The sequence below is a fragment of the Streptomyces parvus genome, assembly GCF_014648875.1.
Classification (GTDB): domain Bacteria; phylum Actinomycetota; class Actinomycetes; order Streptomycetales; family Streptomycetaceae; genus Streptomyces; species Streptomyces parvus.
This window is the reverse complement of sequence record NZ_BMRY01000008.1, coordinates 1-24,502: the sequence shown is the minus strand read 5'-3', so window position 1 is coordinate 24,502 and position 24,502 is coordinate 1. Positions and strand designations below refer to the sequence as shown.

Here is a 24,502-nt window from a genome sequence, read left to right as displayed (position 1 = left end):
CTTCTGGTCCGCATTCGACCCGGTTGTCTCTGCTCTCCCAACGCTAGCACGGGGAGTGCCCACGCTCCGGGCCGCGCTCTCTCATCGTCGTCCTCCGAGGGAGCGATGGAGATGTTCATGTGCGTTAAGGGATCTAACGAAAGTTATTGCAATCGCCACTCTCGAAAGTTACGGTCTCTAACAGAAGCGAGCACTTCAAGCGGACTGCTTCCGCTTCCCTGGCTGCCTCCGCCCGAAGGGACCTGTCATGACCGCCGCCCAGCCCCTCCACGCCGTCCTCGGCTCCGGACCCGCCGGTACCGCCCTCGCCCGCGAACTCGTCCGCCGGGGCCGCCCCGTGCGGCTGGTCGACCGGTCGGCGAGCGGCCCCGCACTCGAAGGCGTCGAGCGGTACGCCGCCGATGTCGCCACCCCCGAAGGCGCCCGCGCCGCCGTGGCCGGGGCCGCCGTCGTGTACCACTGCGTCAATGTCGGCTATCACCTTCAGGTCGAGGTCATGCCGAAGATCCAGGAGGCGGTCCTCGCGGCCGCCGAGGCGGAGGGCGCACGGCTCGTCGTGCTCGACACGCTCTACCCGTACGGGGAGACGCACGGCGCGGTGATGACCGAGGACTCCCCGTGGAACGCCACCACCCGCAAGGGCCGGATGCGTGCCGAGCTGGACGCCCGCTATCTCGCCGCCCACCGCGAGGGCCGGCTCCCCGTCGTCCTCGGGCGCTCCGCCGACTTCGTCGGGCCCGGGGTCCTCAACTCCACGCTCGGCGGGGCCGTCTTCCCCGCCGCGCTCACGGGACAGCCCGTGCCCGCGCTCGGCGACATCGACCTCCCGCACAGCTACACGTACATCGAGGACGTCGCGGCCGGCCTCGCCACCCTCGGCGAACACCCGGACGCCGACGGCCGCGTGTGGCACCTGCCCACCGCACCGGCCCGCACCACCCGGGAGATCCTCGCCCTCGTCGAGCAACGCACCGGCCGGCCCGTCGACTTGACCGTCATCGCCGAACCCCGCCCCTTCGGTCCGTTCGACGAGACCTTCATGGCGGAGTACGCCGAGATGTTCTACCAGCACACCGAACCGCAGATCCTCGACTCCTCCGCCATCGAGAATGCCTACGGACTGACCCCCACCCCGCTGGAGACGGCACTGGACGCCACCCTCGCCTGGTACGGGGAGTTCCTCGCCGCCCGCCCCTGAGACGCGGTCCGGCCCCGGGCGCCGTACCGCACACCCGGGGCCGGACCGCACGGACGGCGGCTCAGTAGCGCAGCCGGGACAGGTACCGGTAGCTGGCCCGCGCCGAGGCGAACGGATCGGCCGGGGCGTCGTGCTCCACCAGCCACTGCCTCACCCCGCCCTGCCGAGCGGTGTCGAACATCGCCGGGAAGTCCAGGATCCCCGAACCGACGTCCGCGAAGTCCCCGTTCGGCGCCATGTCCTTCACATGGAGGGCGGGGAAGCGCCCCCGGTGGCGGACGAACAGTTCGCCCGGATCGGCCGAGCCGCCGTCGGCCGCCCAGTACAGGTCCAGTTCGAAGCCGACCAGCTCCGGATCGGTCTCGTTGAGCAGGATGTCGTAGAGACTGACGCCGTCCACCACCTCATGGTCGCTGCCGTGATTGTGGTAGAGCAGCTTCAGCCCGGACTCCCGGGCCGCGAGACCTGCCCGGTTGAACTGCCGTGCCACCTCCCGGTATCCGTCCGGCGAGTGCAGCGAACCGGGCAGGCTCGGCACCACGATCCACTGGCCGCCGAGCGTGTGGACGTCCTCCAGAGCCTGCGGAAGACCGGAGCCGGTCACGATGTCGTAGCCGACATGCTCCAGCACCGCCTTGAGCCGGGTGCGGTCCAGCATCCGCCGGATCGCGGCAGGGGAGTTGCCGTGCCGGCCTCTGACGCCGACCGTTGCGTACCCGATCTCCGCCAACCGCTCCAGCGTCCCCGCGAAGTCCGCCGCGAGCGGCGTCCGCATGGTGTACAGGTGCATGCCGATCCCCGACGGCGGGATCCGCCGGCAGCCCCGCCGGGCCGTCGCGGCGGCCGGGGCCGCGCCGAGACCGACGGCGGCCACCGCCCCCAACGCCGTACCGAGAAAGGCTCTTCGGGCTCCGTTCGCGTGCTGTGCTCCCACGGGACTCCTCAATTCGCGTCGATTCACTTCACGTCGATGCGGACGGCGCCGGTGGTCGTGTCGCCCTTGTTGTCGGTGACCGTCAGATGCGCCGTGTAGGCGCCCTCGCGGTCGTAGGTGTGCGTCGCCGTCGGCCCCTCGGCGCCGGACGGCTTCACGTTGTCGCCGAAGTCCCAGTGGTACGAGGCGATCGTGCGGCCCTCGGCGGGCTCGACCGTGCTGCTCAGCGACACGGCGAGCGGAGCGGTGCCGGACGCGGGTCCGGCCTTCAGCGCCACCGTCGTGCCGCCCTCCTTCTCCACGCCCGGGCCGTTGAAGTGCAGCCAGTCGACCGAGAGCAGATCGGCCTTGCCGGGACCCCAGTCCGGGTTGGTGAAGACCGCGTACAGCGTGGTCGAGCCGCCCGGGTCCGCCAGCTCCGTCGTCGGGGAGATCAGTCTGTCGTAGCCGCCCGTGTTCGGGATCTCCACCGATCCCAGCAGCTCACCGGTGGGCGAGCCGGCACGGAACTCCACCGTGCCGCCGAGCCCGCCGGACGACGCGCCGACCGTCACCGAGTCGACGTTCTTGAGGTTCACCGGGTCGAAGCTGACCCAGTCGCCGTCCTCGATCTCGAGCAGCCGCTTCCCGCCCGATGCGTCGGCCCGGCTCCCGATGTCCGCACCGCCGTTGGCGCCGCCGGTAGCGGTGCGGTGCTCGGCCTCGCGGAAGGAGGTGCGCAGCGTCAGCGAGGTGGAGCCGGTCAACGCCGGGGCGCCCGGCGCGCCCTTGTCCTCGTACTGGGCGGTGATCCCGTAGTAGAGGTTCTGCCCCGGACCGTGGCTGTCCCCGGCGTCCGTGACGATCTCCCCGGTGCAGCCGGTGTAGTTGTCCAGCGGATGCAGATGCGTGTCATGGCCGAGCTGCGACTGCACCACGACCCGCGAGCAGTCGATCGGCCCGGCTTCGTCGTCCTCCGCGTCGGTCACCTTCACCGTGAAGGGGATCGTGTCCCCGAAGCTGAACATCCCACCTTCCGGCGGCTGTTGGATCGTCACCTCGGGCCGTGTGTTGCCCACGGTGATGTCCTGCACCGCGAGCGCCGTCAGCTCGTCGGGACCGGTGACGGTGAGCCGCGCGGTGTGCAGCCCCTTCGCGGTGTACGTGTGCGAGGGGTCGGCCTCGGTCGAGTCCGTGGTGCCGTCGCCGTCGAAGTCCCAGGCATAGCTGACCGGTTGATCGTCGGGCAGGCCCGAACCCTCGCTGGAGAACCTCACGGTCAGCGGGTCCGGTCCGCTGTCGCGGTCGACGGAGATCTTGGCGTCGGGCAGCCGGCCGTCGCCGACGTGGTCGATCCGGTAGATGCCCGCGCCCTCGTTGCTGCCGCCCCGGCCGGTACCGCTGCCGAGGCCGAAGTCGATGACGTACAGCGCCCCGTCGGGACCGAAGTCCGCGTCGAAGGGCTGGTTCCACTCCATGTCCTCGAAGATGCCGTTGATCGACTGGAGATCGCCCGCCTTCACCGGGTCGAACCGGGGATCGGTGAAGGTCTGGTCCTCGCCCTGGTAGGAGAACGTCTTGAACCAGCGGCGGGTCAGCTCGTAGTTGAACGCCTTCCCCTCGAAGTACTCGGGGAACTTGGTGCGGTAGGTGTTGTCCGGGTCGTAGTCGTAGACCGGACCGCCCATCGGACCGCCGCCCCCGGTGCCCACCTCGGGGAACTCGGCCGATGCGGAGTAGGCGTACCAGACCGTGGCGGGCTGGGCGGGCGGCAGCTCCCGCAGGCCGGTGTTGTTGGGCGAGTCGTTGACCAGCGCCCCGCAGTCGAACTTCGGGCCGGACGTCTTCGTCGCGAAGTCGTAGTCGTTGAACGGGGTGTTGTCGCCGATGCAGTACGGCCAGCCGAAGTTGCCCGCCTCCGTGATACGGGTGTACTCGACGGTGCCCTCCGGCCCCCGGTCCGCCTTTGCCTCGCGGGCGTCGGGGCCGTAGTCCGCGACCATGAGGGCCCCGCTGATCGGATCGGTGGTGATCCGGAACGGGTTGCGCATGCCCATCGCGTAGATCTCGGGCCGTGTCTTCTCCGTACCCGGGGCGAAGAGATTCCCCTCGGGGACGGAGTACGTCCCGTCGTCCTTCGGCGTGATCCGCAGGATCTTGCCCCGCAGGTCGTTGGTGTTGCCCGCGGTCATCTGCGCGTCCCAGGCGCGGCGGCCCTCGCCCTCGTCGATGGGCGTGAAGCCGTCCGAGGCGAACGGGTCGGTGTTGTCGCCGGTCGCCGCGTACAGGTTGCCTTCCTTGTCGAAGGCGAGCGAACCGGCCATGTGTGAGTTGGCCCGACCCTCGCCGCGCAGCGTCGGCACGGTCAGCAGCCGCTTCTCGGAGGACGGGTCGACGGTGTTGCCGTCAGCGGTGAAACGGGACAGGTTCAGCCGCTTCTCGACCTTGTCGGAGTAGAGCAGGTACAGCCAGTTGTTCTCCGCGAAGCCGGGATCGAGCGTCAGGCCCAGCAGACCGTCCGACTGACTGGTCATCTCCGGGGTGTACGCGAAGTCCAGGGCGGTGGAGACCTTCATCGTCTCCTGGTCGATCACCTTCAGCTTCCCGGTCCGCTGGGCGAAGAACACCCGGCGGTCGGGGGCGACGGCCAGCTCGAACGGGTCCGCCAGATCGCTCGTGGCCAGCGGGGTCCGCTGGAACGAACCGGTGCGCGTCGCGGTGCAGTCGCCCTCCGCCGCTCCGGCCGCCCACTGGATGCCGCCGAGCAGGTGCTGGACGAACGCCTCCTCCTCGAAGGCTGCCTTGTCATGCCCGCCCGCCGTGAACCAGGACCGGCCGCCGTCGTAGTTCTGGCACCAGGAGAACGGGTGGTCGACGCCCTCGTCGAGCCCGTCGATGCCGTCGCGCACCTTGATCTGGGCGAGGGTGTGCACCTTGGACGTGGGGTTGGTGCGCCAGTTGTACCACTCCTCCTGACGCTCCCAGAGGTCGGGAAGGTGCTGGGTCGAGGGGTGCGCGTGGTCGAGGACCTTGATCCGGCCGGTCTGCGGGGCGGGGTGCTTGTCGAAGATCGCACCGACCAGGCCCTCGTACCACTCCCAGTCCCGCTCACTGGCGGACGCGGAGTGCAGCCCGACCCAGCCGCCGCCCGCCCGGATGTACCGCTGGAGCGCGGACCGCTGCTCGGCGTTCAGCAAGTCACCTGTCTCCGGTGTGGAGTTGGTGTTGTTGAAGACGACCGCCTGGAAGCGGCCGAGGTCGGTGTCGTTGAAGACCGAGGAGTCCGCGGTGGCCTCCACCGCGAAGCCGTGCTCGGCTCCGAGCTTCTCGATGGCCGCGACGCCCGCCGGGATCGAGGGATGGTCGGAGTTGGTGACCTCGGAGTAGACGAGCACCCGGTACGCGTCGGCCGCCTGCGCGCCGGTCGGCGACGCGACCAGCAGGGCGAGGACCAGCGCCAGGAGGGAGGTGACGGCGATGAGGGGGGAGGGGCCGCCGGGGGATCGGCCGACGCGGCCGGCCCGGCGTAACGAACGGCGTCTCATGGGGCGCTCCCTGTGCGGTAGAAGCCGACGGTGGGGTCAATAGAAAGCGCTTTCTGGAGTACGCCGTTCAGAGTAGGTTCAGCCCTCCGACGCGGTCAATGGGTCTGCAGGGCCCACGGCGCCGGGCGAGGCGCGGGGCAGTGGAGTTACGGACGTGGGGCTGCGGGGGCACGGTCGCGGGGCGCGGGCGCGGTGTGCGGTGTCACGGTCGTGGGGTGCTGGATGCGGGGCCGGTCGCGGGTGGATCTCGGTGCCGGGCGTTACGGTCGAATCCCGGCAGCGCACCGCCGGGCCCTCGAAACGGAGGCCGGAATGCCCGCCGACGCCACGATCACCGCCGCCGACGTCCGCTCGGCCGCGCTCTCCCTGCCCGACACCACCGAGAAGCTCGCCTGGGGGCAGCCCACCTTCCGGGTGGCGGGCAAGATCTTCGCCTCGCTCGGCGACGACGAGGCGTCGATGGGCGTGAAGTGCCCCCGGGAGGACCGTGCCGAGCTGATCGCCGCCGAGCCGGAGAAGTTCTTCATCCGTGAGGGTCACGACGACCACTACGCGTGGATGCGCGTCCGGCTGGCGGCGCTGGAGGACAGGGGCGAGCTGACCGCCATCCTCGCCGACTCCTGGCGGCAGGTCGCCCCGCGCCGACTGGCGGCGGCGCATCCGGAGGTGGCTGCTCCGGAGCCGGACGTGCCGGGGGAGTGAGGCGGCCGATCGCGGCGGCAGGCCGTCACGGTTTTCCCCCGGTGGCAGTCGCCGGTCAGGGGAGCAGGAATCCGCTGATCCGTTCCCTCAGGCCCTGCGGGTCCAGCCCGTGGGCCGCGAGGTGCTCCTCCATCTGCCCGTAACGCCGCAGCTCGGCCCGGCCCACGCCCAGCCCGAGCACCCGATGGGGCAGATCCATGAGCGCTTCCCCCGCGGCGGCGGAGGACGTGCCCGCGAGGTACGGCTCCACGATCACCACGTCCGCGTTCGTGGCCGCACCGGCGGCCCGCCGCACCCCCGCCGCGTCGAAGGGCCGCACCGTCGTCGCGTACAGCACGGTGACGTCCAGCCCCTCGGTGGCGGCGAGGACGTTGTCGAGCATCGGGCCGACGGCGATCACGGTCCCGCGCTTCCCCTCACGCGCCACGGAGAACCCGGAACCGCCGCCGACCGGCCGCGCCTGCCGGTTCTCCTGGAGCGAGAGCCGTACGTACACCCGGTCGTCGCCGCCGACCGCCTCCCGCAGCAGGGCCTCGGCCTCGTCCGGATGGCCCGGCACGTGCACCGTCCAGCCCTCCAGCGTGTCGAGGAGCGCGACATCGCCGGGTGCCATATGGGTGAAGCCCCCGGCCGGCCAGTCGTACGAGCCGGCGGCGCTCACCAGGATGCCGCCGACGTCCTGGTGCCCGAAATCGAGCTTGACCTGCTCGAACGGGCGCTCGACCAGGAAGCTGGCGAAGGTGTGCACGATGGGTCGCATCCCTGTCAGCGCCATGCCGGCACCGGCTCCGACCAGCAGCTGTTCCCGGATGCCGACGTTGATCACCCGGTCCGGGTGGGTGCGGCGGGCCGGGGCGAAGCCGTCGGCGCTGATGTCGGCGAGGACGACGGCCAGCCGTGGTTCCTCGTCCAGGAGTCGCGAGGTGGTGCTGATGAATCGGTCACGCATGGTGTCCATGAAGGGTCCCTCCCGGGTTCTCGGTCTGCTGCGGTCAGTTCTTGGGTTCGACGCGGGCGACGACGGCCAGCGGCTTGCCCGGGTGGGACGTGGTGAACGCCTGGTGCAGGGCTTCGTGGTCGCGGCCGTCCACGGTCACCGCGTCCCATCCGGCGGACGCGAAGCGGGAAGCGATCCCGCCGGGCCAGCCGTGGGTGGCGGACGCGTTGTCGATCACGAGGGTGTGGAGCTGTTCGAGCCCGGCAGGACCCGCGTGGGCGATGGCCTCGTGGTTGCTGCCCTCGTCCAGCTCCGCGTCGCCGATCAGGACCCAGACCCGGGGGTCGGTGAGGCCCTGGGCGCGCAGCCCCAGCACCGTCCCGACCGCGAGCGGCAGCCCGTGCCCCAGCGACCCGCTGCCGATCTCCGCCCCCGGCACCAGCAGCCGGTCCGGGTGGTGGCCGAGCGGCGAGTCGTACGACCCGAAGCCGGGCAGCAGAGCCTTGTCGAAGAAGCCGCGCGCGGCGAGGACGGCGTAGTAGGCCATCGGCCCGTGCCCCTTGGACAGCAGGAAGCGGTCGCGCCCGGGATCGTCGACCGAGTCCGGTGTGACCCGGAGCACCCGGTCGTAGAGGACCCACAGGGCGTCGAGCGTGGAGTGGGCGGCGGGGGCGTGCTTCTCCGCGCCGGTCATCAGGGCGATGAGGCGGGGGAGATCCCGGAAGTCGGGCGAGGGTGCGGGGGTGGGTGCGGCCTGGCGGCCGGGGGCCGGTGCGGCAGTCGTGTGCGTCATGGCCCCGAGCGTTCAACATCAACCATGGTTGAGGTCAAGAGGGGAATGGTGTTGGTGACCACCTGCCGGAGTGCGGTATTGTTCTCATGCGCGTTCGGCCAGGGGAAACCCCAGGTCAGACGGGCAGCGGGACGTGGCGCAGCTTGGTAGCGCACTTGACTGGGGGTCAAGGGGTCGCAGGTTCAAATCCTGTCGTCCCGACTGGAGACAGTCGTAGATCAGGGCCGGTTTCGGAGCAATCCGAAACCGGCCCTTGATCATTTTGGGGACGGTCGGGGACCAGTCGGAGTTCGTGGCGGTGCCGACCGGGGCGGTTCGCCGGCGGGGATACTGGGGTGAGCCTGTGGGGCGGGGATCAGGGGGGCGTGCCGATGATGTTCGGTTACGGGGACGAGTGGTGGGTGCTGCTGCTCGTCCCGGTGTTCCTGTGGATCCCCTTCGGGCCGCTCGTCATGGCAGGCATGGGAGTGTGGTGCGCGCTGCGGCCCGGTCGATGGCCGCGGCTGTGGTCGTTGCTGCTGCCGCTGCTGCCCGTGGCGGTCTCCGCGATCCTGGTGACCTTCCCCACCGACAGCTGGGGCCGGCCCGGCCACACACGCGACGTCGTCCACTACGTTCTCGGATACGTCGGGGGCCTGACGGTGCTGCCCTGGCTGCTCGGCCATGGCATCGCACGCCTCACCCGCGCCGTGCGCGCCCGCCGCGGCCGGACCGGATCGGATGGGACGGGCGTTCCGGACACGCCCTGAAGGCCGGCGCAGAGCGGTGTCCATGCTGAGTTCCTGCCATCGCGGGTCGGACCAAGTGTCCGCGCAGGCGGTTCAGTTGCAGAACGCGGTGTCCGTCGCGGCCATGACTGCCTTTGCGCTCCTCTCCGCGTCGCTGAAGGTTCCGGGGAGTGCGGTGACCGCCAGGCCTACGGAGCGGCCGTCGTCGGTGGCGCCGCCCCGGGTTTCGTAGCCGTCGATGTCGCCGCCGTGCCCCCAGTACGCGCCGCCGCAGCTCAGCGGGATGCGGAGGACGCCGAGACCGTAGCGCCACCCGGGCATGATCGGGGCGTTGACCGTCTTGCGCATCTCGGCCAGTTGCCCGGGTGCGAGGAGCTTTCCGTCGAGGAGCAGGCGCGTGAACTTGGCGAGGTCGCTCGGCGTGGAGATCAGCTGGCCGGCCGCTCCGCCCCAGGAGGGGTCCATCCGGGTGGCGTCGACGACCTTGCCGTTCTCCTGGCTGCTGAGCGCGTAGCCGCGGGCGTGGGGCTCGGGGACGGTCCGGTCGCCGGGCTGCGGCCAGGAGGTGTGGCGCAGCCCCGCCTTCCGGATCACGCGCTCGGTGATCTGCTCCTGTACGGGCCGTTCGGTGACCTTCTCGATCAGCATTCCCGCGAGCAGATAGTTGGTGTTGCTGTACTGCCACTTGGCGCCCGGTGCGAATTCCGCCGGGTGGGCCAGGGCCGCGGTGAGCAGATCATGCGGATGGAAGAACTTGTGCTGGATCCTCGCGAAGTCCTCCAGGCCGATGTGCTCGGTGTAGTTGGGAAGGCCGCTGGTGTGCTGCAGCAACTGCCGCACGGTGATCTTCCTGCCGTCGATGCCCTCGCCCCGCACCACTCCGGGGAGGTGCGTCTCGATGGGCTCGTCCAGCGCGACCCTGCCCTCGGCCACCAGTTGCAGGACCACGACCGCGGTGAACGTCTTGGTGTTGCTGCCTGCCCGTACGTAGCCGTCGTGCGGGACCGGAACCTGTCCGCCGAGCCGCGCGGACCCGGAGACGAACGAGGAGGTCCGGCCGTCCTTGCGGACCCACGCGAAGGCGGCGGGGAACTCGTCCTCGCTCACCAATGCGTCGAGGCTCCTCTGAAGGGCCCTGTCCTTGCTCCCACGCCCTGGCGTGTCCTCGGGAGGATCGGCCACGGCGGCGACGGTGGTGGCGGATCCCACCAGGCCTGCCGCCGCTATGACCGACAGGCACTTGCGCAGCTTCGACGTCGTCGTCCTCGGTGTCATCAACACTCCCTGATATACGGACCGGCACGGGAAATCCTGCCGGGGACCGCAGGTGGGATCAGTAGCGCCGACCCCCGGATTCCGGCTGGTGCGAGCCCCACCGCGCAGGTGCACCTGAGGACACCGCGGTGGCCCGCCCGCCGGGCAGGCGAGCGCGGTCTGCCTGGCGGGAGACGCCTCGATCTCCGGCCGTGCGTGCCCGACGCTTATGATCACCAGCCGGAATCCGGCCCGAGGAGGCGGAGCAATTGCCGACCGTCGTGCTCGTCCACGGTCTCTACCACCGCCCCGAGCACTTCGAGGCGGTGGCGCAACGCCTGCGGTCCTCGGGGGCCGGAGCCGTCGCCCCCGAACTCCACCGAGGCTCGCTGGCGGCCGACACGGAGGCGGTCCAGGCCGTCGTCGACTCGCTGGATGAACCCCCGCTGCTGCTCGGGCACTCCTACGGGGGATCCGTGATCACCGGAGTGCGCGGGGCGCGGCATCTGGTCTATCTGGCGGCCTTCGCCCTGGACGCCGGGGAGAGCGCGGCCGCTCTGGGCGGAGCGTCCGCCCGACTGCGGGACGCGATCAGGCCCGAGCCCGACGGATCGACCAGCCTGCGTCCCGACCGGGCCGCCGACGTCCTCTACCACGACTGCCCCCAACCCCTCACCGCCCGTGCGGTCGGCCTGCTCCGCCCCCAGGCACCCGGCTGCGGCAGAGGAGTTCCGGCGCACCACAGCTGGAAGGACACTCCCTCCACGTACGTCGTCTGCGGGCAGGACCGGGCCATCGACCCCGCCCTGCAACGGACGATGGCCTCACGCTGCACCGAGGTGCGTGAGTGGGAGACCGGCCATTCCCCGTTCGTCGGGCAGCCCGAACTCCTCGTGGAGTTCCTGCGGGAACGGCTGGTACCGGGGTACCGGCCGTAGTCCGCGACGAGTCCGTGGGCCAGAGTGGGAGCCATGTCCACCACATACGCGACCATGCCGTTCCACCTGGAGACGGAGCGCCTGATACTCCGGCCGTGGGCCGAGTCCGACGCCGCCGCGTTCTGTGACCTCCTCGCCGAACGCGGCAACGGGAAGCCCCCGGTGGAGCGCATCCGGACGTCCATCGCGGAGTTCCTCGCCGCGACGGAGACCACGGGCATCGCGCTGCTCCCCATCCAGCGCCGCGAGGAGGGCGACTTCATCGGCTACTGCGGACTGATCGTCGGCCGCACGACCCTGGAGGAGCCCGAGATCGCGTACGAGCTGTTCCGGCATACGCACGGGCGCGGTTACGCCACCGAGGCGGCCGGCGCCGTACTCGAAGCCGCCGCGTCGACCGGGCGCACGCGGCTCTGGTCGACCGTCGGTACCTGGAACACCCCTTCGCTCCGGGTGCTGGAGAAGCTCGGATTCCATCGGGATCGCGTCTCCATGGAAGAGAACGGCGAAGTGGCGTGGCTCACACGTACGTTGTCGTGAGCCGACGCCGCACGTGCCGCGCGTACCGCCGGCGTTAACCGATGCGTCACGGCCCCTTCCGTTCTGTTCGATTCTCTTGGAGCATCCTGTTCGCTTCGGTTCCCCACGCGTCCATCCGTTCCCCACACTCCAAGAGGCCCCTCACTCATGGCAGATATGAATCGGCGCCGCTTCTTCCAGATAGCCGGTGCGACGGCGGGATTCGCCGCACTGTCAAGCAGCATCGACCGTGCTGCCGCCATCCCCGCCCACCGTGCCTCCGGGACGATCAAGGATGTCGAGCACATCGTCGTCCTGATGCAGGAGAACCGTTCCTTCGACCACTACTTCGGCGCGCTGAAAGGCGTCCGGGGGTTCGGCGACCCGCGGCCCGTGACGCTGCCGAGCGGGAAGTCCGTCTGGCACCAGGCCGATGCGGCGGGCAAGGAGACCCTGCCGTTCCACCCGACCGCCGACGACCTGGGGATGCAGTTCCTCCAGGGCCTCAACCACGACTGGGCGGGCGGCCACCAGGCGTACAACGACGGGCGTTACGACCGTTGGATCCCGGCCAAGACGCCGACGACCATGGCCTATCTGACCCGGGACGACATCCCCTTCCACTACGCGCTGGCCGACCGCTTCACCGTCTGCGACGCCTACCACTGCTCGTTCATCGGGGCCACCGACCCCAACCGCTACTACCTCTGGTCCGGTCACACGGGCAACGACGGCACCGGCGGCGGGCCCGTCCTCGGCAACGAGGAGCGGGGCTACGGCTGGACCACGTACCCCGAGCGGCTGGAGGAGGCCGGGATCTCCTGGAAGATCTACCAGGACATCGGCGACGGCCTGGACGGCCCCGGCGGCTGGGGCTGGATCGACGACGCCTACCGGGGCAACTACGGCGACAACTCGCTCCTCTACTTCAACGAGTACCGCAACGCCCAGCCCGGGAACCCGCTGTACGACAAGGCGCGTACGGGGACGAACGTGGCCGACGGCGACGACTACTTCGACGGGATCGCCGCCGACGTCAAGAACGGGAAGCTGCCGCAGATCTCCTGGGTCGCCGCCCCGGAGGCCTTCACCGAGCACTCCAACTTCCCCTCCAACTACGGTGCCTGGTACATCGCCCGCCTCCTGGACGCCCTGACGTCCGACCCCGAGGTGTGGAGCCGTACCGCCCTGTTCATCACCTACGACGAGAACGACGGCTTCTTCGACCACGTCGTGCCGCCCTACCCGCCGACCTCAGCGAACCAGGGCCTGTCCACGGCCGACACCTCCACCGAGGTGTACCCGGGCGGTTCCTCGTACGGCCCCGGCGTCTACGGGCTAGGGCCGCGCGTCCCGATGCTGGTCGTCTCGCCCTGGAGCACCGGCGGATACGTCTGCTCCGAGACCTTCGACCACACCTCGGTGCTCCGCTTCATGGAGCAGCGCTTCGGGGTGCGCGAGCCGAACATCTCACCGTGGCGGCGTGCCGTCTGCGGCGATCTGACCTCCGCCTTCGACTTCGCCCGCACCGAGCCCGCCCCCGGCGACCTGCCGGACACCGCCGCCTACGAGCCGCCGGACCGCGAACGGCACCCGGACTACCGGCCCACCCCGCCCGCGGTCGGCTCGATGCCGAAGCAGGAGCCGGGCAGCCGCCCCACCCGGCCGCTGCCGTACGCGCCGTACGTCGACAGCGCCGTCGACACGGGAACCGGAAAGATCGCGCTCACCTTCAGCCCGGGGACGGCGGCCGGTGCGCAGTTCTACGTCACCTCCGGCAACCGCACCGACGCCCCGTGGACGTACACCGCCGAGGCGGGCAGGACGATCACGGACGCCTGGAACTCCGCGTACTCCGGCGGCACCCACGACCTCACCGTCCACGGTCCGGGCGGCTTCCTCCGTACGTTCAGGAGCCCGGGTTCGACCGCTGGCCCCGAGGTCACCGCCCGGCACAACGACGGGAGCGGCAACCTCGACCTGACCCTCACCAACCCCGGCGACACCGAGGTCCGGCTGACGCTGGCCAACGCCGCCGCCTACGGGGGAGCGGAACAGACGATCACCGTCCGGGCCGGTGCCACGGTGTCGCGCACGATCGACCTGCGGGCGGGCAAACGCTGGTACGACGTGTCCGTCACGGCCCAGGGCGACCCCGTCTTCCTGCGCCGCTTCGCCGGTCATGTCGAGACCGGGGCCGCCGGGGTCAGCGACCCCGCCACGATCACCGGCTGAGAACGGGAACGGCGGGGCCCGGACCGTTTCCGGTCCGGGCCCCGCCGTCGTCCGTTCCGCCCGGTGCGGGGCGGTGCGGTGTCCGGATCAGACCTCGCCGCCGGTCCCTCCACCGCCGACGGACGCGGCCTTGATCCCGCCCGTGATCTCGTCCAGGACGGACAGCTTCGGCGCGTCCTTGTTGATGTCGAACCCGGACCGGACCACGACGAGCATGTTCTTGGTGACGGGGGAGGGGAACACGAGCGATTCCACGTAACCGTCGTCGCCCTTCTCCGTCACCACCTTCCAGCGCACGACATACCCCTTGCCGCCCGCCACCGTGACGGCCTCGGACTTCAGCTCCTCGTGCGAGGTGATCCTCCCGTAGCTCTTGCCGCCGTAGGACTCCGTGGCGTTGACGGTGATGTCCTTCTTCGCCGCCTCCTCCGGAGTCCCCGCGCTGAGCTTCATGGCGGCCGCCGGGGCGGAGAACACGCCGCCGCGCACACAGGTCTCGGCGGTGTCGCCGGGGCACGCGTGCTCGCCGGTCGTCAGTCCGGCGCCGACCGCTCCGGACGTTCCCTTCCACCCCTTGGGCACGGGCATGCTGATCCCGGCGGCCAGGTCCGTGGCGAAGCCCGGCTCGGTCGGCGGGAGCTGCTGCTCCGGGCCCTGGCCTTCGCCGTTCCCTCCGTCGTTCCCCCCGCCGCCCCGGCCGCCGTCCTTGTCGCCGCCGTCCGGCGCGCCGGGCAGTTCGGGGGCGGCGGACGGCGAGGAGGCCGCGGTGTCCGGCCGGCCGCCGCCACGTTCCTCGCCCAGCAGGTACACGCCGCCTCCGATGGCGGCGAACACCACCACGCCGACCGTCACGCCGACGCCGATGCGGATCCCGCGACGGCGTGCCGCGCCGGGCGACGCGCGGACATGGCCGGTCCATTGCGCTCCGTCCCACCAGCGTTCCTGAGCGGGGCCTTTGCCTGAGTGCCCGGGGTCTGGATGCCAACCGGGCGGGGTCATCTGGGTCACGGGGGAACCATATGCGGATCGGGTGAGAATCACATGAACCGACCGGGTGCGCTCGCCCGGGGCCCACCTGCGCTTACCCGTACGCGTACCGCACGCCCGCGCGGCGGCCCGGTCAGGGCTCGATCAGTCCGGCCCTGATCGCGTAGCGGGTGAGCTCCAGGCGGTCCCTGAGGCCGAGCTTCTGGAGCAGGTTGGCGCGGTGCCGCTCCACCGTCTTGACGCTGATGACGAGCAGCTCGGCGATCTCCTTCGACGAGTGGCCCTCGGCGACCAGCTTGAGGATCTCCTCCTCGCGCTCCGTGATGGCCCGCGCCGGCAGGTCCTCGCCGTCCTTCGCCCGGTCGAGGAAGTTGCGGATGAGAGCCGTCACGGCGCCGGGATAGAGGAACGGCTCGTCGCGCATCGCCGCCCGGCAGGCCTCCACCAGGTCCCGGTCCGCGACCGACTTGAGGACGTACCCGGCTGCCCCCGCCTTCAACGCCTCGAAGAAGTACTGCTCGTTGTCGTACATCGTGAGCATCAGGATGCGCACGCCCGGCATGACCCGGGACAGTTCGCGCGCCGCCTGGAGGCCGGTGAGACGGGGCATCGCGATGTCCAGGATGACCAGGTCGGGCTGTTCGCCGCGGGCCATCTCGATGGCCTCGGCCCCGTCGCCGGCCTCGGCGACGACCGTCAGGTCCGGTTCGCCGTCGAGGATCAGCCGGACTCCGCGCCGTACGAGGGCGTGGTCGTCCGCCAGCAGGATGCGGGTCGGGGCGGCCGCGCCCCTGGCAGGCGTGGCGATGGACGGTGAGGTGGGCATGGTCACTTGCTTCCGTTGCTTCCGTTCGGGACGGGCACATCGAGACGTACTTCGGTGCCGCCCTGCGGTCCGGGACCGAGGGAGACCTCGGCGCCGATCAGCAGGGCGCGTTCGCGCATACCGCGCAGACCGGCCCCCTCGGGGGTGTCACCGAGACCGCGGCCGTCGTCGCGGATGAGCAGCTGGACCCCGCCCGGACTGCGCCGCAGTGAGAGTTCGAGGTGTGTGGCTCCGGCATGCCGGACCGTGTTCGTGAGGGCTTCCTGTGCGATCCGGTAGACGACCAGCTCGGCCTCCGCACCCAGCTCCGGCAGGTCCTTCTCCATCCGGCGGCGGATCGTCAGCCCGTCCGGTGTCGGGGTCTCGGTGATCAGCGCCGTCAACGCGCTCACCAGGCCCAGCTCCTCCAGAACGCCCGGCCGCAGCCGACGCGCGATCCGGCGGATCTCGTCGAGCGACCCCCGGGTGATCTCCTGTACCTGCCGCAACTCCCCGCGGAGCGGCTCCGGAGCATGGTCCGCGACCCGCTTCAGCTCCAGCAGTACGGCGGTCAGCGTCTGCCCGACCTCGTCGTGCAGCTCCTGCGCCACGCGGCGGCGCTCGGCCTCCTGGGCGGAGAGCGCACGGGCACTGCTGGTGGCGCGCTCGGCCTCCAGCCGGTCCAGCATCGTGTTGAACGTCTCGATCAGCGCGGCGATCTCACCGTGCCCCGCGACCTCGGGGCGCGGGCTCGGGCGCAGCAGATCGGTGGTCGTCATCGCACGGGTGACCCGTTGGAGCGGGAAGAGGCCGAGCCGGAGCAGGGCCGCGTTGGCCGCGAGCATGAACGCGATGCCGCCGGTCAGGATCATGGCCTCGGTCAGCAGGACCGGGGTCGAGATGGTGATCGGTCCGAGCAGCAGCAGGGCGCCGGCCGCGACCAGCACGGCGGCGTTGAGCAGGAAGATCCGCCAGAACAGGGACAAGGTCGAACGGCTCCTTCAAAGGGTCGGGGCGTACGGGGTCGGGTCGTACGGGCGCGCTGACAGCCTCCACTATCGCCGCTGCGGCCGGGACGTATGCCATCGCCCGGCCACGGTGTGCACGCTGCCCGGCGGCGCCACCGGGCGAGCGTGCGTCGGCCCGGTGTGCCTCCGCCCGGGCCGCGCCGTTCTCGTCTGCATGGTGCGCACCCCCGGATATGGGTGCTCCCCCTGATGGTCCGCACCTGCCCTCTCCGACGACCATGAGGTCCAGGGCCCGGGGGCCCTTCCCGTGCCGAACCGCGGGGACCGGGTCCCGTGAGGAGCCGAAAGGATTCCGTACCGGGAGGGAGACACCATGCCCACGTACGACGAGCGGCTGCGCGATCTGGAGGAGCAGCTGCGTCACGACGATCCCGGGTTCGCCGAAGCGATGTCCGAAGGGACCCCGCGCCCCCCGCGCGAGTACCGTCGCCGAAACGCCTGGCTGTGGCTCGCCGTCGGACTGGCCGCTCTGGGCATGGGCATCGCCGTGGGTCACGGTCTCCTGATCGCGACGGGCCTGGTCGTGACCGGAGCGGCCGCCCACCTCTTCGACCCGCAGCGCGGGCGCCTGCACGGGCGGGACATCCCCACTACGCGATAGCGCGCCCCACTACGCGATAGCGTGCCAGTCGCTCGCCGCCCTCCGTCCTCGTCCTCAGCTCCCGCTGACGCGGGCCTGAACTCCCATCGGCTCTGTGGTCCGACCACATGTTCCGGGTGACATAGGCTGCATGTCCGGATCCGGCCGAAGGCAGGGAGTGACGGATGCCCGTCGAATGGCAGCCCGTGCAGCAGTCGCGTACCCATGAGCTCGTGCTCCGCAGCATCGAGGAACGGGTTGTCGCGGGCGAGCTCCGGGCCGGTGACCGGCTGCCGCCCGAACGGGAGCTGGCTCCGGTGCTCGGCGTCAGCCGCTCCGCCCTGCGCGAGGCGCTGCGGGTGCTGGAGACCGTCGGCGTCCTGGTGGCGCAGCCCGGCCGGGGGCCCGACGCCGGAGCCCGGATCGTACGCAACCCCGACGACGCCCTGGGCCGACTGCTCCGCCTGCACTTCGCCCTCGGCAGCTACAGCCTCCACGACGTACTGGAGGCCCGGGTGGTCCTTGAGCGGTCCAGCTTCGAGGGCGCCGCCTGTCACGCCCCGATCGAGGACCTCGACGAGGCGGCTGAGCTGGTGGCGGGGATGGCGGAACCGGGGATCGGCGTGAGTGCCTTCAACGATCTGGACACCCGCTTCCATGTGCTCATCGCCCGCAGCTCCGGCAACGCTCTGACGTCCACACTGACTTCTGCCGTACGCGAGTCCGTCCGGCCGCTGATCCTGCGTGCCTTGGAAGCCGTCGAGGACTGGCCTGCCACCGCCCGCGCTCTCAACGCCGAGCACCGGACGCTGCTCACCCTGGTCCGGGAGGGGAGCGGCCCGGAGGCCGCGGATTTGGTCGAGTGGCACATCCGAGGGCTGCACGGGACGTTGGTGGACGGCCCCGACGGCCCCGACGGCCCCGACGGCCCCGACGGCCCCCGCTGACCCCGTCGGCCCCACTGGCCCCCACCAACCGTCCGCTTCGCCCGACTTCGGCAGCGCGCCACACGACGCCGGACGTTCCCTTCAGCCACCCGCACCTAGTATGGTCCGACCATAGAAACCTCAACCACAACTGAATCCGACCAGGGAGGCCCCCATGCGCATCGGACTCTTCGCCACCTGTCTGGGAGACACGCTCTTCCCCGACGCGGTGAAGGCAACCGCGATCCTGCTCACGCGCCTGGGCCACGACGTCGTGTTCCCGCCGGGGCAGACCTGTTGCGGGCAGATGCACATCAATACCGGCTACCAGCGTGAACCCGTGCCCCTGGTACGCAACTTCGCGGACGGGTTCGGGGACCCCTCCATCGAGGCGGTCGTGATGCCGTCGGGCTCGTGCGCCGGTTCCGTCCGGCACCAGCACCGGACCGTAGCCGACCGCTACGGGGACGCCGCGCTCTGCGCCGGAGTGGACGCCGTCGCCGCGAAGACGTACGAGCTCTCCGAACTCCTCGTGGACGTCCTCGGCGTGACCGGGGTCGGCGCCTACTTCCCGCACCGGGTGACGTACCACCCCACCTGCCACTCCCTGCGGCTGCTGCGCGTCGGTGACAAACCGCTCCGACTCCTGCGCGCGGTCGAGGGCATCGACCTCGTCGAGCTGCCCGGCGCCGACTCCTGCTGCGGCTTCGGCGGCACCTTCGCGCTCAAGAACGCCGAGACGTCCACCGCGATGCTCCACGACAAGACGGACAGCATCACGGCCACCGGGGCCGAGGTGTGCACCGCCGGGGACTCCTCCTGTCTGATGCACATCGGCGGCGGGCTCTCCCGGATCCGGTCCGGCACCCGCACTCTGCACCTCGCCCGGATCCTCGCCGCGACCCGCACCACGCCCGACGTCCTGACGGAGGCCTCCGTATGAGCACGTTCCTCGGCATGCCCGCCCCGCCGCCCCGCTCCCCGTACGGCACCGGCAACCTCCGCGGCGACCGGGCCTTCCCCCGCGCCGCCCACGACGAACTGGGCAACGACCAGCTCCGCCGCAACCTCGGCCGCGCCACCGGCACCATCCGCGCCAAACGCCTGAACGTCACCGGCGAAGTCCCCGACTGGGAAGCCCTGCGCGACGCCGGCTCCGCCATCAAGACCGACGCCATGAACCGGCTGCCCGAACTGCTCGAACAACTGGAGCGCAAGGTCACCGAGCGCGGCGGCACCGTCCACTGGGCGCGCGACGCCGCCGAGGCCAACGCGATCGTCGCCCGCCTCGTGACAGCCACGGGCAGCGACGAGGTCATCAAGGTCAAGTCGATGGCGACCCAGGAGATCGGACTCAACGAGCATCTGGAGTCCGTCGGCATCACCCCGTACGAGACCGACCTCGCCGAACTCATCGTCCAGCTCGCCGACGACAAGCCCTCGCACATCCTGGTCCCCGCCATCCACCGCAACCGGGACGAGATCCGGCGGATCTTCCTCGACCACATCCCCGGCGTCGACCCGGACCTGGACAACGTCCCCGCCCACCTCGCCGCCGCTGCGCGCAGCTACCTCCGCGAGAAGTTCCTGACCACGAAGGTCGCCGTCTCCGGCGCCAACTTCGGCATCGCCGAGACCGGCACGCTGGCCGTCGTCGAGTCCGAGGGCAACGGACGCATGTGCCTGACCCTGCCCGAGACGCTCATCACCGTCATGGGTATCGAGAAGATCCTCCCGCGCTACCAGGACCTGGAGGTCTTCCTCCAGCTCCTGCCCCGCTCCTCCACGGGGGAGCGGATGAACCCCTACACCTCCCTGTGGACCGGAGTGACGCCCGGCGACGGACCACAGGACTTCCACCTGGTCCTCCTCGACAACGGACGCACCGCCGCCCTCGCCGACGCGATCGGACGGACGGCCCTCAACTGCATCCGCTGCTCGGCCTGCCTCAACGTCTGCCCGGTGTACGAGCGGACCGGCGGCCACGCCTACGGATCGACCTACCCCGGCCCCATCGGCGCCGTCCTCACCCCGCAACTGGCCGGCATGCACGCGGCGAAGGACGACCCCAACAGCTCCCTGCCGTACGCCTCCAGCCTCTGCGGAGCCTGTTTCGACGCCTGCCCGGTCAAGATCGACATCCCCTCGCTACTGGTGGAACTGCGCCACCAGCACACCGAACAGACCGGCGTCACCCCGGAGAAGCTTGCGATGAAGGCGGCCGCCGCCGTGATGCGCCGCCCGGCCCTGTACACCGCTGCACAGAAGGCGTCCGCGCTCGGCCGGGTCGTCGCGGGGCGCGACGGGACCATCTCACGGCTGCCCCCACCGCTCAGCGGCTGGAGCGACAGCCGCGACACCGCGGCCCCGCCCCGGGAGACCTTCCGCTCCTGGTTCGCCTCCGAGGAGGGCCGGGCCGCCCTGCGGGCCGCGGCCGACGAGCAGAACACCGAGCAGAACACCGAGCAGAACACCGACCACGACGATGAGGACGCGACATGAGCAGCGCCCGCGACACCGTGCTGGGCCGGATCCGCGACGCCCTCGCGCTGGCCCCGACGCCCCCCGTCGTCGCCCCGCGCGACTACCGCACCGGCCGCGCCCTGCCCGACGCCGAACGCCTCGCCCTGTTCACCGACCGGCTCCTCGACTACAAGGCACGGGTGCACCCCTGCACGGCGGACCGCACCGCCGAGGTCATCGGCGGGGTCCTGCGGGAGTTCGGCGTGCGTCGCATCGGCGTGCCGGCCGGACTGGACGCGCGCTGGCTCTCCGGGTACGAGGGCGAGGTGCGGCAGGACCACCCCGACGTCCAGCCCGCACAACTCGACGCCCTGGACGCGGTGGTGACGGCATCGGCCGCCGGCTGTGCCGAGACCGGCACGATCTTCCTGGACGGTTCGCCCGACCAGGGCCGCCGGGCGCTGTCCCTCGTTCCCGATCTGCACGTGTGCGTCGTCGACCTCTCCACCGTGGAGGCGGGCGTGCCCGAGGCCGTGGCACGCCTGGCGCCCGAACGGCCGACGACGCTGATCAGCGGACCGTCCGCCACCTCCGACATCGAGCTGGAGCGGGTGGAGGGCGTCCACGGTCCCCGCACGCTGGTGGTGGTGATCCGCACGGACGCGTAGGGAGGCGTAGGGACGCGTAGGGACCGGGGGAGTCCCTAGCCGTGATTGACCGTCACCCCGTGATCGACCGGCACCCCCTGATCGACCGTCACCGGCACCGGCCTCGTGCCCCGACCGAAGGCGATACGCGTCCGCGCCCCGTCCTCCGCCCAGCGCACGGTGACCGTGTCACCAGCCACCTCCACCCCGTCCACCACTCCGTCCCCCACCACCTCGTCCGACGCCCCGGCCGGCAGAGCGGCTTCCGGATCGGCGGTGAGGGAGGCGAGGGCAACCAGAACCGCCGTGCCGGTCACCTCGGCGCCGAGCCGGGGCACGGTCGCCCAGCGCGCGAACGCCGTGCCCAGCGGGGCCCGTACCTCCTCGGGCGCTTCCCACCCGTGCAGGCCCCGCAGCAGTGAACGCACTGGACCGCCCGGGTCGGTCGCCCAGCCCGTCAGCTCGGCCCGCGCCCCGTCCGGCGCGCCCAGCACCCGGTGCACCCGCAGTTCGTGGCGGCCCCGCGCCACGGTCACGCTCTCCACATGCAGCCCGGGGACGGTGGACGGGCCCGCCGGGAACACCGGCAGATGCCAGGAGGCCGCCCACCCCCAGCCGTCACCGTGTCCGGACCCCAGCGGACGGATACGCCTCCGGGCACTGCGCGCCCCGCCGACCGTCACCGACAGATGGTTGTCCGCCGTGTTCTCCACCGAGGTCGGCCCGGCCACGGTCGAGTACGCGAGGCGCGCGTAGTGCGGGTCCTCGTCGGCCGCCGACTCGCCCTCGTCCGGGCGGACATGGTCGCTGCCGTCGTTGTGCAGCCGCACCACGCCGTCCGCCCCCGTCGACTGCACCAGAAGGCCCGCCGCCGGAACGGACAGCACCCGGTCGGGGCCCTCGCTCGGAGCCGCCTCCTCCGGCGACACCCACAAAGGATGCTCGGCCGGTGCCAGGAGAGCCACGAACGCCTTCGACGCCCAATAGGGGGACGCGGGACCGGAATAGCTCTGCAGCGTCGCCGTGTGCGGACCGTGCCAGCCGAGGTTCAGCAGCCCGTCGTTCCCGACCGCGCCGCGCTCCAGGAAGTACCGCAGCGACCCGCTGACCACCCGCCGGGAGACCCCCGGGGCGAGCGGCGTATGCCCGGTGACCGCGCCCAGACCCACCCCCGCGCTCGCCGCGAAACGGTAGGTCAGCGAGCGCCCGAAGTACAGCGGGGCCCCGTCGCCGCCGAACATCAGCGAGAAGCTCTCCAGATGCTCGCGCAGCCGCGCCCCGTGATGCGCCGACTCCTTCTCGTCGCCCGCCAGATGGGCATCCAACAGCGGATACAGGTGCAGCGCCCAGCCGTTGTAGTGGTCGAAGGCGCGCCCGTCCCCGTCGGCGTACCAACCGTCGCCCCGGTACCAGTGCTCCAGCAGCTCCGACGCCCGCTCCCGGGCCCGGACCGTCTCCGCGTCGCCCCGGCCCACCGACTCCAGGAACCCGGCGACGGTGTACGGGAAGAGGTACCAGTTGTTGCCCGCCGGAACATGCCGCAGCGCGCCCCGCAGCCACTGCTCCGCCCGGTCCTGTACGTCCGGTGCCAGCCGGTCCCAGAGCCAGGGCCGGGTGAGCCGCAGGCCGAGGGCCACGGACGCGGACTCCACCATGGGCTGCCCCTGCACATGGTGGTCGAGGATCAGCGGCCAGGACTCCGCGTCCTCCCGGCCGGGCGTCCGCGTCCCGGCGCCGAGTCCGTCCGCGTACCGCTCCAGCAGACCGTTCGGGTCCTTGCCGCCCGCCCCCGCGACCCGGAAACCGGCCGCCAGGAACGTACGCGCGTACCCCTCCAGGCCGTCGGAGCGAACCCCCGAGTGCGACGGCGGTCCGGGCAGGTCGAGCCGGGCGCCGCCCGGAGTGGCCCACTTCCAGGCGGCCTTCAGCAGACCGTCGGCGGCCGCCTCCCAGTGGGCGCGGGTGTATCCGGTGTACGGGCTCGACGTGCGGTCTTCCGGAGGGAGTCCGAAAAGGTCACCAGCTGAGGCGTTCATGCGGGAATCCTGATCGAACGATCAAGGAGGGTCAATGAATCGATCAGAGATGACCTCAATCGATCAAACGATCAGGTTCGGGGCCAGGGTCGCGATCTGGATCAGGGAAGCAGCAGCCAGTCCGTTCCCACGGCGGCCAGCAGACCCGCCCCCAGCAGCCAGCTGGCCAGCCGGGTGCGGCCGTTCCTGCTCAGCTCGATCATCACGCCGCACAGGATGAGCGCGAGCCCGTAGACGCCGACGACGAGCACCGACGAACGGCTCGCGATGCGCAGCGCGAGTACGACGGCCATCGCGGCCATGCCCAGCGCGGAGAGCACGATCCGCAGGCGCCGGGCCTGACGCGGAGTGAGTCTCTCCTCCCTCCGACCGTCCGATGCGTCGAGCCCGTCGCCCTCCGCATCAGCCGCCTGCGCATCAGCAGCCTCCGCGGCGGTGTCGGCGTCGCTGTCGGCTATCGGAACGTCGGCGTCCCGGCGCTGGTCCTGGTCCTGGTCAGAAGTGCTCATGGAGCCGGATCGTAGTAGCTGTACGGACCCCGGGTTCGCGGACCCGGATCTTCCGCCTGCTGCCCGGTCCCGGCGCCGGCCTTCGGGCTACCCCCGCAGGCGCGGTGCCTCGGCCGCCGCGTCCACCGTCGGCCCCGACTCCACCCTGACCGCCAACTCCCGTGCCCAGTCGGACAGCGCGGCGACCTCGATCCCGTACGGCCCGGACCCGGCGAACGGGGCGAGCGCCCCCGCGCCCCGGCGCAGCAGCCGCGCCCCGCCCGCGGTGTTGCCCCGCGCGGAATGGGTCAGCCCCACCGCGAGCTGGGCCAGCCCCCGCCAGAGCTCCCGTTCGTCCTCCGGCCCGGACTTCCAGGCGTCCTCGAACACCTCGTGCGCATGGAACGGCATCCCCGCGTCCAGCAGCCGCTGCGCCTCCGTGAGCGTTTCCGGAGGCGTCCGGACGACCCCCTCCGGCTGTCGCTCGACGCCCGGCGCCCCGTACGGCAGGGGGCGGCCCAGGCCGTCACGGGGGCGCGCATTGCGCGCCCGTCCCTCGGCATCACGGTCTCTGCGCGTCTCGTTCACTACTCGATTGTGCCCCGCACCTGCAAGGAATCGTGCGAACACTGTCGGCGAGCACCCGCGCACGACTAGGAGCTGTCCGGGCGATCACTTCTGGCCGTTGTGTTCGGGCTCCTGTCCCAGGTCCTCGGTATGTTCGCCGGCATGGGAGCGAGTAGCTGGTTGCACTTCACGCCTGTCCTGCAGAGCGAGCAG

General features: G+C 71.2%; 22 protein-coding genes and 1 tRNA gene. 12 read left to right on the top strand and 11 right to left on the bottom strand.

Translation table 11 applies throughout. The annotated features are described in order from the left end of the window. Positions 1-247 precede the first annotated feature (247 nt). Positions 248-1,198 carry an NAD-dependent epimerase/dehydratase family protein gene (locus IE140_RS23715; RefSeq protein ID WP_150196314.1) on the top strand — a complete coding sequence of 317 codons (951 nt, stop codon included), beginning with the start codon at positions 248-250 and terminating at the stop codon, positions 1,196-1,198. Between the two features lie 61 nt (positions 1,199-1,259). On the opposite strand, the gene IE140_RS23710 is transcribed toward IE140_RS23715, so the two are convergent. Next, on the bottom strand, positions 1,260-1,988 hold the full coding sequence (locus tag IE140_RS23710; protein WP_229826899.1) for a sugar phosphate isomerase/epimerase family protein: 729 nt from the start codon (positions 1,986-1,988) through the stop codon (positions 1,260-1,262). A gap of 167 nt (positions 1,989-2,155) precedes the next feature. After that, positions 2,156-5,656 (bottom strand): ThuA domain-containing protein, encoded by a 3,501-nt coding sequence (locus IE140_RS23705; protein ID WP_150196313.1) that lies wholly within the window; start codon positions 5,654-5,656, stop codon positions 2,156-2,158. Positions 5,657-5,968: 312 nt separating this feature from the next. Between IE140_RS23705 and IE140_RS23700 the strand changes: the two genes are divergently transcribed. Continuing rightward, positions 5,969-6,358: an MmcQ/YjbR family DNA-binding protein gene (locus tag IE140_RS23700; protein WP_150196312.1), complete on the top strand. Its 390-nt coding sequence runs from the start codon at positions 5,969-5,971 to the stop codon at positions 6,356-6,358. A gap of 55 nt (positions 6,359-6,413) precedes the next feature. On the opposite strand, the gene IE140_RS23695 is transcribed toward IE140_RS23700, so the two are convergent. Next, on the bottom strand, positions 6,414-7,316 hold the full coding sequence (locus IE140_RS23695; protein ID WP_150196311.1) for a transketolase family protein: 903 nt from the start codon (positions 7,314-7,316) through the stop codon (positions 6,414-6,416). 34 nt (positions 7,317-7,350) lie between these two features. Then, complete coding sequence (locus IE140_RS23690; protein WP_189460673.1) at positions 7,351-8,088, bottom strand: thiamine pyrophosphate-binding protein; 738 nt, start codon at positions 8,086-8,088, stop codon at positions 7,351-7,353. 127 nt (positions 8,089-8,215) lie between these two features. Between IE140_RS23690 and IE140_RS23685 the strand changes: the two genes are divergently transcribed. Both IE140_RS23685 and IE140_RS23680 read left to right on the top strand, forming a co-directional pair. Beyond that, a tRNA-Pro gene (locus tag IE140_RS23685) sits at positions 8,216-8,289 on the top strand. A gap of 170 nt (positions 8,290-8,459) precedes the next feature. Then, entirely contained in the window at positions 8,460-8,837 is a 378-nt protein-coding gene (locus IE140_RS23680) for a hypothetical protein (RefSeq protein ID WP_167533585.1), read from the top strand. A 72-nt stretch (positions 8,838-8,909) separates the two neighbouring features. Here the strand turns inward: IE140_RS23680 and IE140_RS23675 are convergent, their stop codons facing one another. Then, a complete protein-coding gene (locus IE140_RS23675; protein WP_150197708.1) occupies positions 8,910-10,091 on the bottom strand; it encodes a serine hydrolase domain-containing protein in 1,182 nt (393 codons plus the stop codon). Between the two features lie 248 nt (positions 10,092-10,339). Here IE140_RS23675 and IE140_RS23670 point away from each other — a divergent pair, with 248 nt between their 5' ends. The 3 genes from IE140_RS23670 (at position 10,340) to IE140_RS23660 (ending at position 13,762) form a co-directional block, all read left to right on the top strand. Further along, entirely contained in the window at positions 10,340-11,008 is a 669-nt protein-coding gene (locus IE140_RS23670; RefSeq protein WP_150197707.1) for an alpha/beta hydrolase, read from the top strand. A 33-nt stretch (positions 11,009-11,041) separates the two neighbouring features. Continuing rightward, a complete protein-coding gene (locus tag IE140_RS23665; protein WP_093437410.1) occupies positions 11,042-11,548 on the top strand; it encodes a GNAT family N-acetyltransferase in 507 nt (168 codons plus the stop codon). A gap of 147 nt (positions 11,549-11,695) precedes the next feature. Then, positions 11,696-13,762: a phosphocholine-specific phospholipase C gene (locus tag IE140_RS23660; protein WP_150197706.1), complete on the top strand. Its 2,067-nt coding sequence runs from the start codon at positions 11,696-11,698 to the stop codon at positions 13,760-13,762. Positions 13,763-13,849: 87 nt separating this feature from the next. Here the strand turns inward: IE140_RS23660 and IE140_RS23655 are convergent, their stop codons facing one another. The 3 genes from IE140_RS23655 to IE140_RS23645 all read right to left on the bottom strand — a co-directional run bounded on the left by IE140_RS23655 (position 13,850) and on the right by IE140_RS23645 (position 16,540). Further along, entirely contained in the window at positions 13,850-14,761 is a 912-nt protein-coding gene (locus IE140_RS23655) for a DUF2510 domain-containing protein (RefSeq protein ID WP_150197710.1), read from the bottom strand. Between the two features lie 121 nt (positions 14,762-14,882). Then, entirely contained in the window at positions 14,883-15,575 is a 693-nt protein-coding gene (locus tag IE140_RS23650; RefSeq protein ID WP_150197705.1) for a response regulator, read from the bottom strand. Positions 15,576-15,577: 2 nt separating this feature from the next. Further along, on the bottom strand, positions 15,578-16,540 hold the full coding sequence (locus IE140_RS23645; RefSeq protein ID WP_093437402.1) for a HAMP domain-containing sensor histidine kinase: 963 nt from the start codon (positions 16,538-16,540) through the stop codon (positions 15,578-15,580). 355 nt (positions 16,541-16,895) lie between these two features. Between IE140_RS23645 and IE140_RS23640 the strand changes: the two genes are divergently transcribed. From IE140_RS23640 to IE140_RS23620, 5 genes are all read left to right on the top strand, one after another. Beyond that, complete coding sequence (locus IE140_RS23640; protein WP_093437398.1) at positions 16,896-17,183, top strand: DUF3040 domain-containing protein; 288 nt, start codon at positions 16,896-16,898, stop codon at positions 17,181-17,183. Positions 17,184-17,347: 164 nt separating this feature from the next. Further along, a complete protein-coding gene (locus IE140_RS23635) occupies positions 17,348-18,109 on the top strand; it encodes a FadR/GntR family transcriptional regulator (RefSeq protein WP_032762593.1) in 762 nt (253 codons plus the stop codon). A gap of 154 nt (positions 18,110-18,263) precedes the next feature. After that, on the top strand, positions 18,264-19,031 hold the full coding sequence (locus tag IE140_RS23630; protein WP_150198173.1) for a (Fe-S)-binding protein: 768 nt from the start codon (positions 18,264-18,266) through the stop codon (positions 19,029-19,031). Beyond that, entirely contained in the window at positions 19,028-20,590 is a 1,563-nt protein-coding gene (locus IE140_RS23625; RefSeq protein WP_093437393.1) for a lactate utilization protein B, read from the top strand. Before IE140_RS23630 ends, IE140_RS23625 begins: the two co-directional genes overlap by 4 nt. Continuing rightward, a complete protein-coding gene (locus IE140_RS23620; RefSeq protein WP_150198172.1) occupies positions 20,587-21,219 on the top strand; it encodes a LutC/YkgG family protein in 633 nt (210 codons plus the stop codon). Before IE140_RS23625 ends, IE140_RS23620 begins: the two co-directional genes overlap by 4 nt. Positions 21,220-21,254: 35 nt before the next feature. Here the strand turns inward: IE140_RS23620 and IE140_RS23615 are convergent, their stop codons facing one another. From IE140_RS23615 to IE140_RS23605, 3 genes are all read right to left on the bottom strand, one after another. Continuing rightward, the gene (locus IE140_RS23615; RefSeq protein WP_150198171.1) at positions 21,255-23,234 is read right to left on the bottom strand and encodes a DUF2264 domain-containing protein; all 1,980 of its coding nucleotides are present in this window, start codon (positions 23,232-23,234) and stop codon (positions 21,255-21,257) included. Positions 23,235-23,335: 101 nt separating this feature from the next. Continuing rightward, entirely contained in the window at positions 23,336-23,743 is a 408-nt protein-coding gene (locus IE140_RS23610) for a hypothetical protein (RefSeq protein ID WP_150198169.1), read from the bottom strand. Between the two features lie 87 nt (positions 23,744-23,830). Continuing rightward, complete coding sequence (locus IE140_RS23605) at positions 23,831-24,310, bottom strand: DUF309 domain-containing protein (protein WP_109180934.1); 480 nt, start codon at positions 24,308-24,310, stop codon at positions 23,831-23,833. Positions 24,311-24,502: the final 192 nt, after the last annotated feature.

Excerpts from the sequence above, each read along its gene's own strand:
- IE140_RS23715 (WP_150196314.1), top strand. The coding sequence starts at position 248 with ATGACCGCCGCCCAGCCCCTCCACGCCGTCCTCGGCTCCGGACCCGCC.
- IE140_RS23710 (WP_229826899.1), bottom strand. The coding sequence starts at position 1,988 with ATGCACCTGTACACCATGCGGACGCCGCTCGCGGCGGACTTCGCGGGG.
- IE140_RS23705 (WP_150196313.1), bottom strand. The coding sequence starts at position 5,656 with ATGAGACGCCGTTCGTTACGCCGGGCCGGCCGCGTCGGCCGATCCCCC.
- IE140_RS23700 (WP_150196312.1), top strand. The coding sequence starts at position 5,969 with ATGCCCGCCGACGCCACGATCACCGCCGCCGACGTCCGCTCGGCCGCG.
- IE140_RS23695 (WP_150196311.1), bottom strand. The coding sequence starts at position 7,316 with ATGGACACCATGCGTGACCGATTCATCAGCACCACCTCGCGACTCCTG.
- IE140_RS23690 (WP_189460673.1), bottom strand. The coding sequence starts at position 8,088 with ATGACGCACACGACTGCCGCACCGGCCCCCGGCCGCCAGGCCGCACCC.
- IE140_RS23680 (WP_167533585.1), top strand. The coding sequence starts at position 8,460 with ATGATGTTCGGTTACGGGGACGAGTGGTGGGTGCTGCTGCTCGTCCCG.
- IE140_RS23675 (WP_150197708.1), bottom strand. The coding sequence starts at position 10,091 with ATGACACCGAGGACGACGACGTCGAAGCTGCGCAAGTGCCTGTCGGTC.
- IE140_RS23665 (WP_093437410.1), top strand. The coding sequence starts at position 11,042 with ATGTCCACCACATACGCGACCATGCCGTTCCACCTGGAGACGGAGCGC.
- IE140_RS23660 (WP_150197706.1), top strand. The coding sequence starts at position 11,696 with ATGGCAGATATGAATCGGCGCCGCTTCTTCCAGATAGCCGGTGCGACG.
- IE140_RS23655 (WP_150197710.1), bottom strand. The coding sequence starts at position 14,761 with ATGACCCCGCCCGGTTGGCATCCAGACCCCGGGCACTCAGGCAAAGGC.
- IE140_RS23650 (WP_150197705.1), bottom strand. The coding sequence starts at position 15,575 with ATGCCCACCTCACCGTCCATCGCCACGCCTGCCAGGGGCGCGGCCGCC.
- IE140_RS23640 (WP_093437398.1), top strand. The coding sequence starts at position 16,896 with ATGCCCACGTACGACGAGCGGCTGCGCGATCTGGAGGAGCAGCTGCGT.
- IE140_RS23635 (WP_032762593.1), top strand. The coding sequence starts at position 17,348 with ATGCCCGTCGAATGGCAGCCCGTGCAGCAGTCGCGTACCCATGAGCTC.
- IE140_RS23630 (WP_150198173.1), top strand. The coding sequence starts at position 18,264 with ATGCGCATCGGACTCTTCGCCACCTGTCTGGGAGACACGCTCTTCCCC.
- IE140_RS23625 (WP_093437393.1), top strand. The coding sequence starts at position 19,028 with ATGAGCACGTTCCTCGGCATGCCCGCCCCGCCGCCCCGCTCCCCGTAC.
- IE140_RS23620 (WP_150198172.1), top strand. The coding sequence starts at position 20,587 with ATGAGCAGCGCCCGCGACACCGTGCTGGGCCGGATCCGCGACGCCCTC.
- IE140_RS23615 (WP_150198171.1), bottom strand. The coding sequence starts at position 23,234 with ATGAACGCCTCAGCTGGTGACCTTTTCGGACTCCCTCCGGAAGACCGC.
- IE140_RS23610 (WP_150198169.1), bottom strand. The coding sequence starts at position 23,743 with ATGAGCACTTCTGACCAGGACCAGGACCAGCGCCGGGACGCCGACGTT.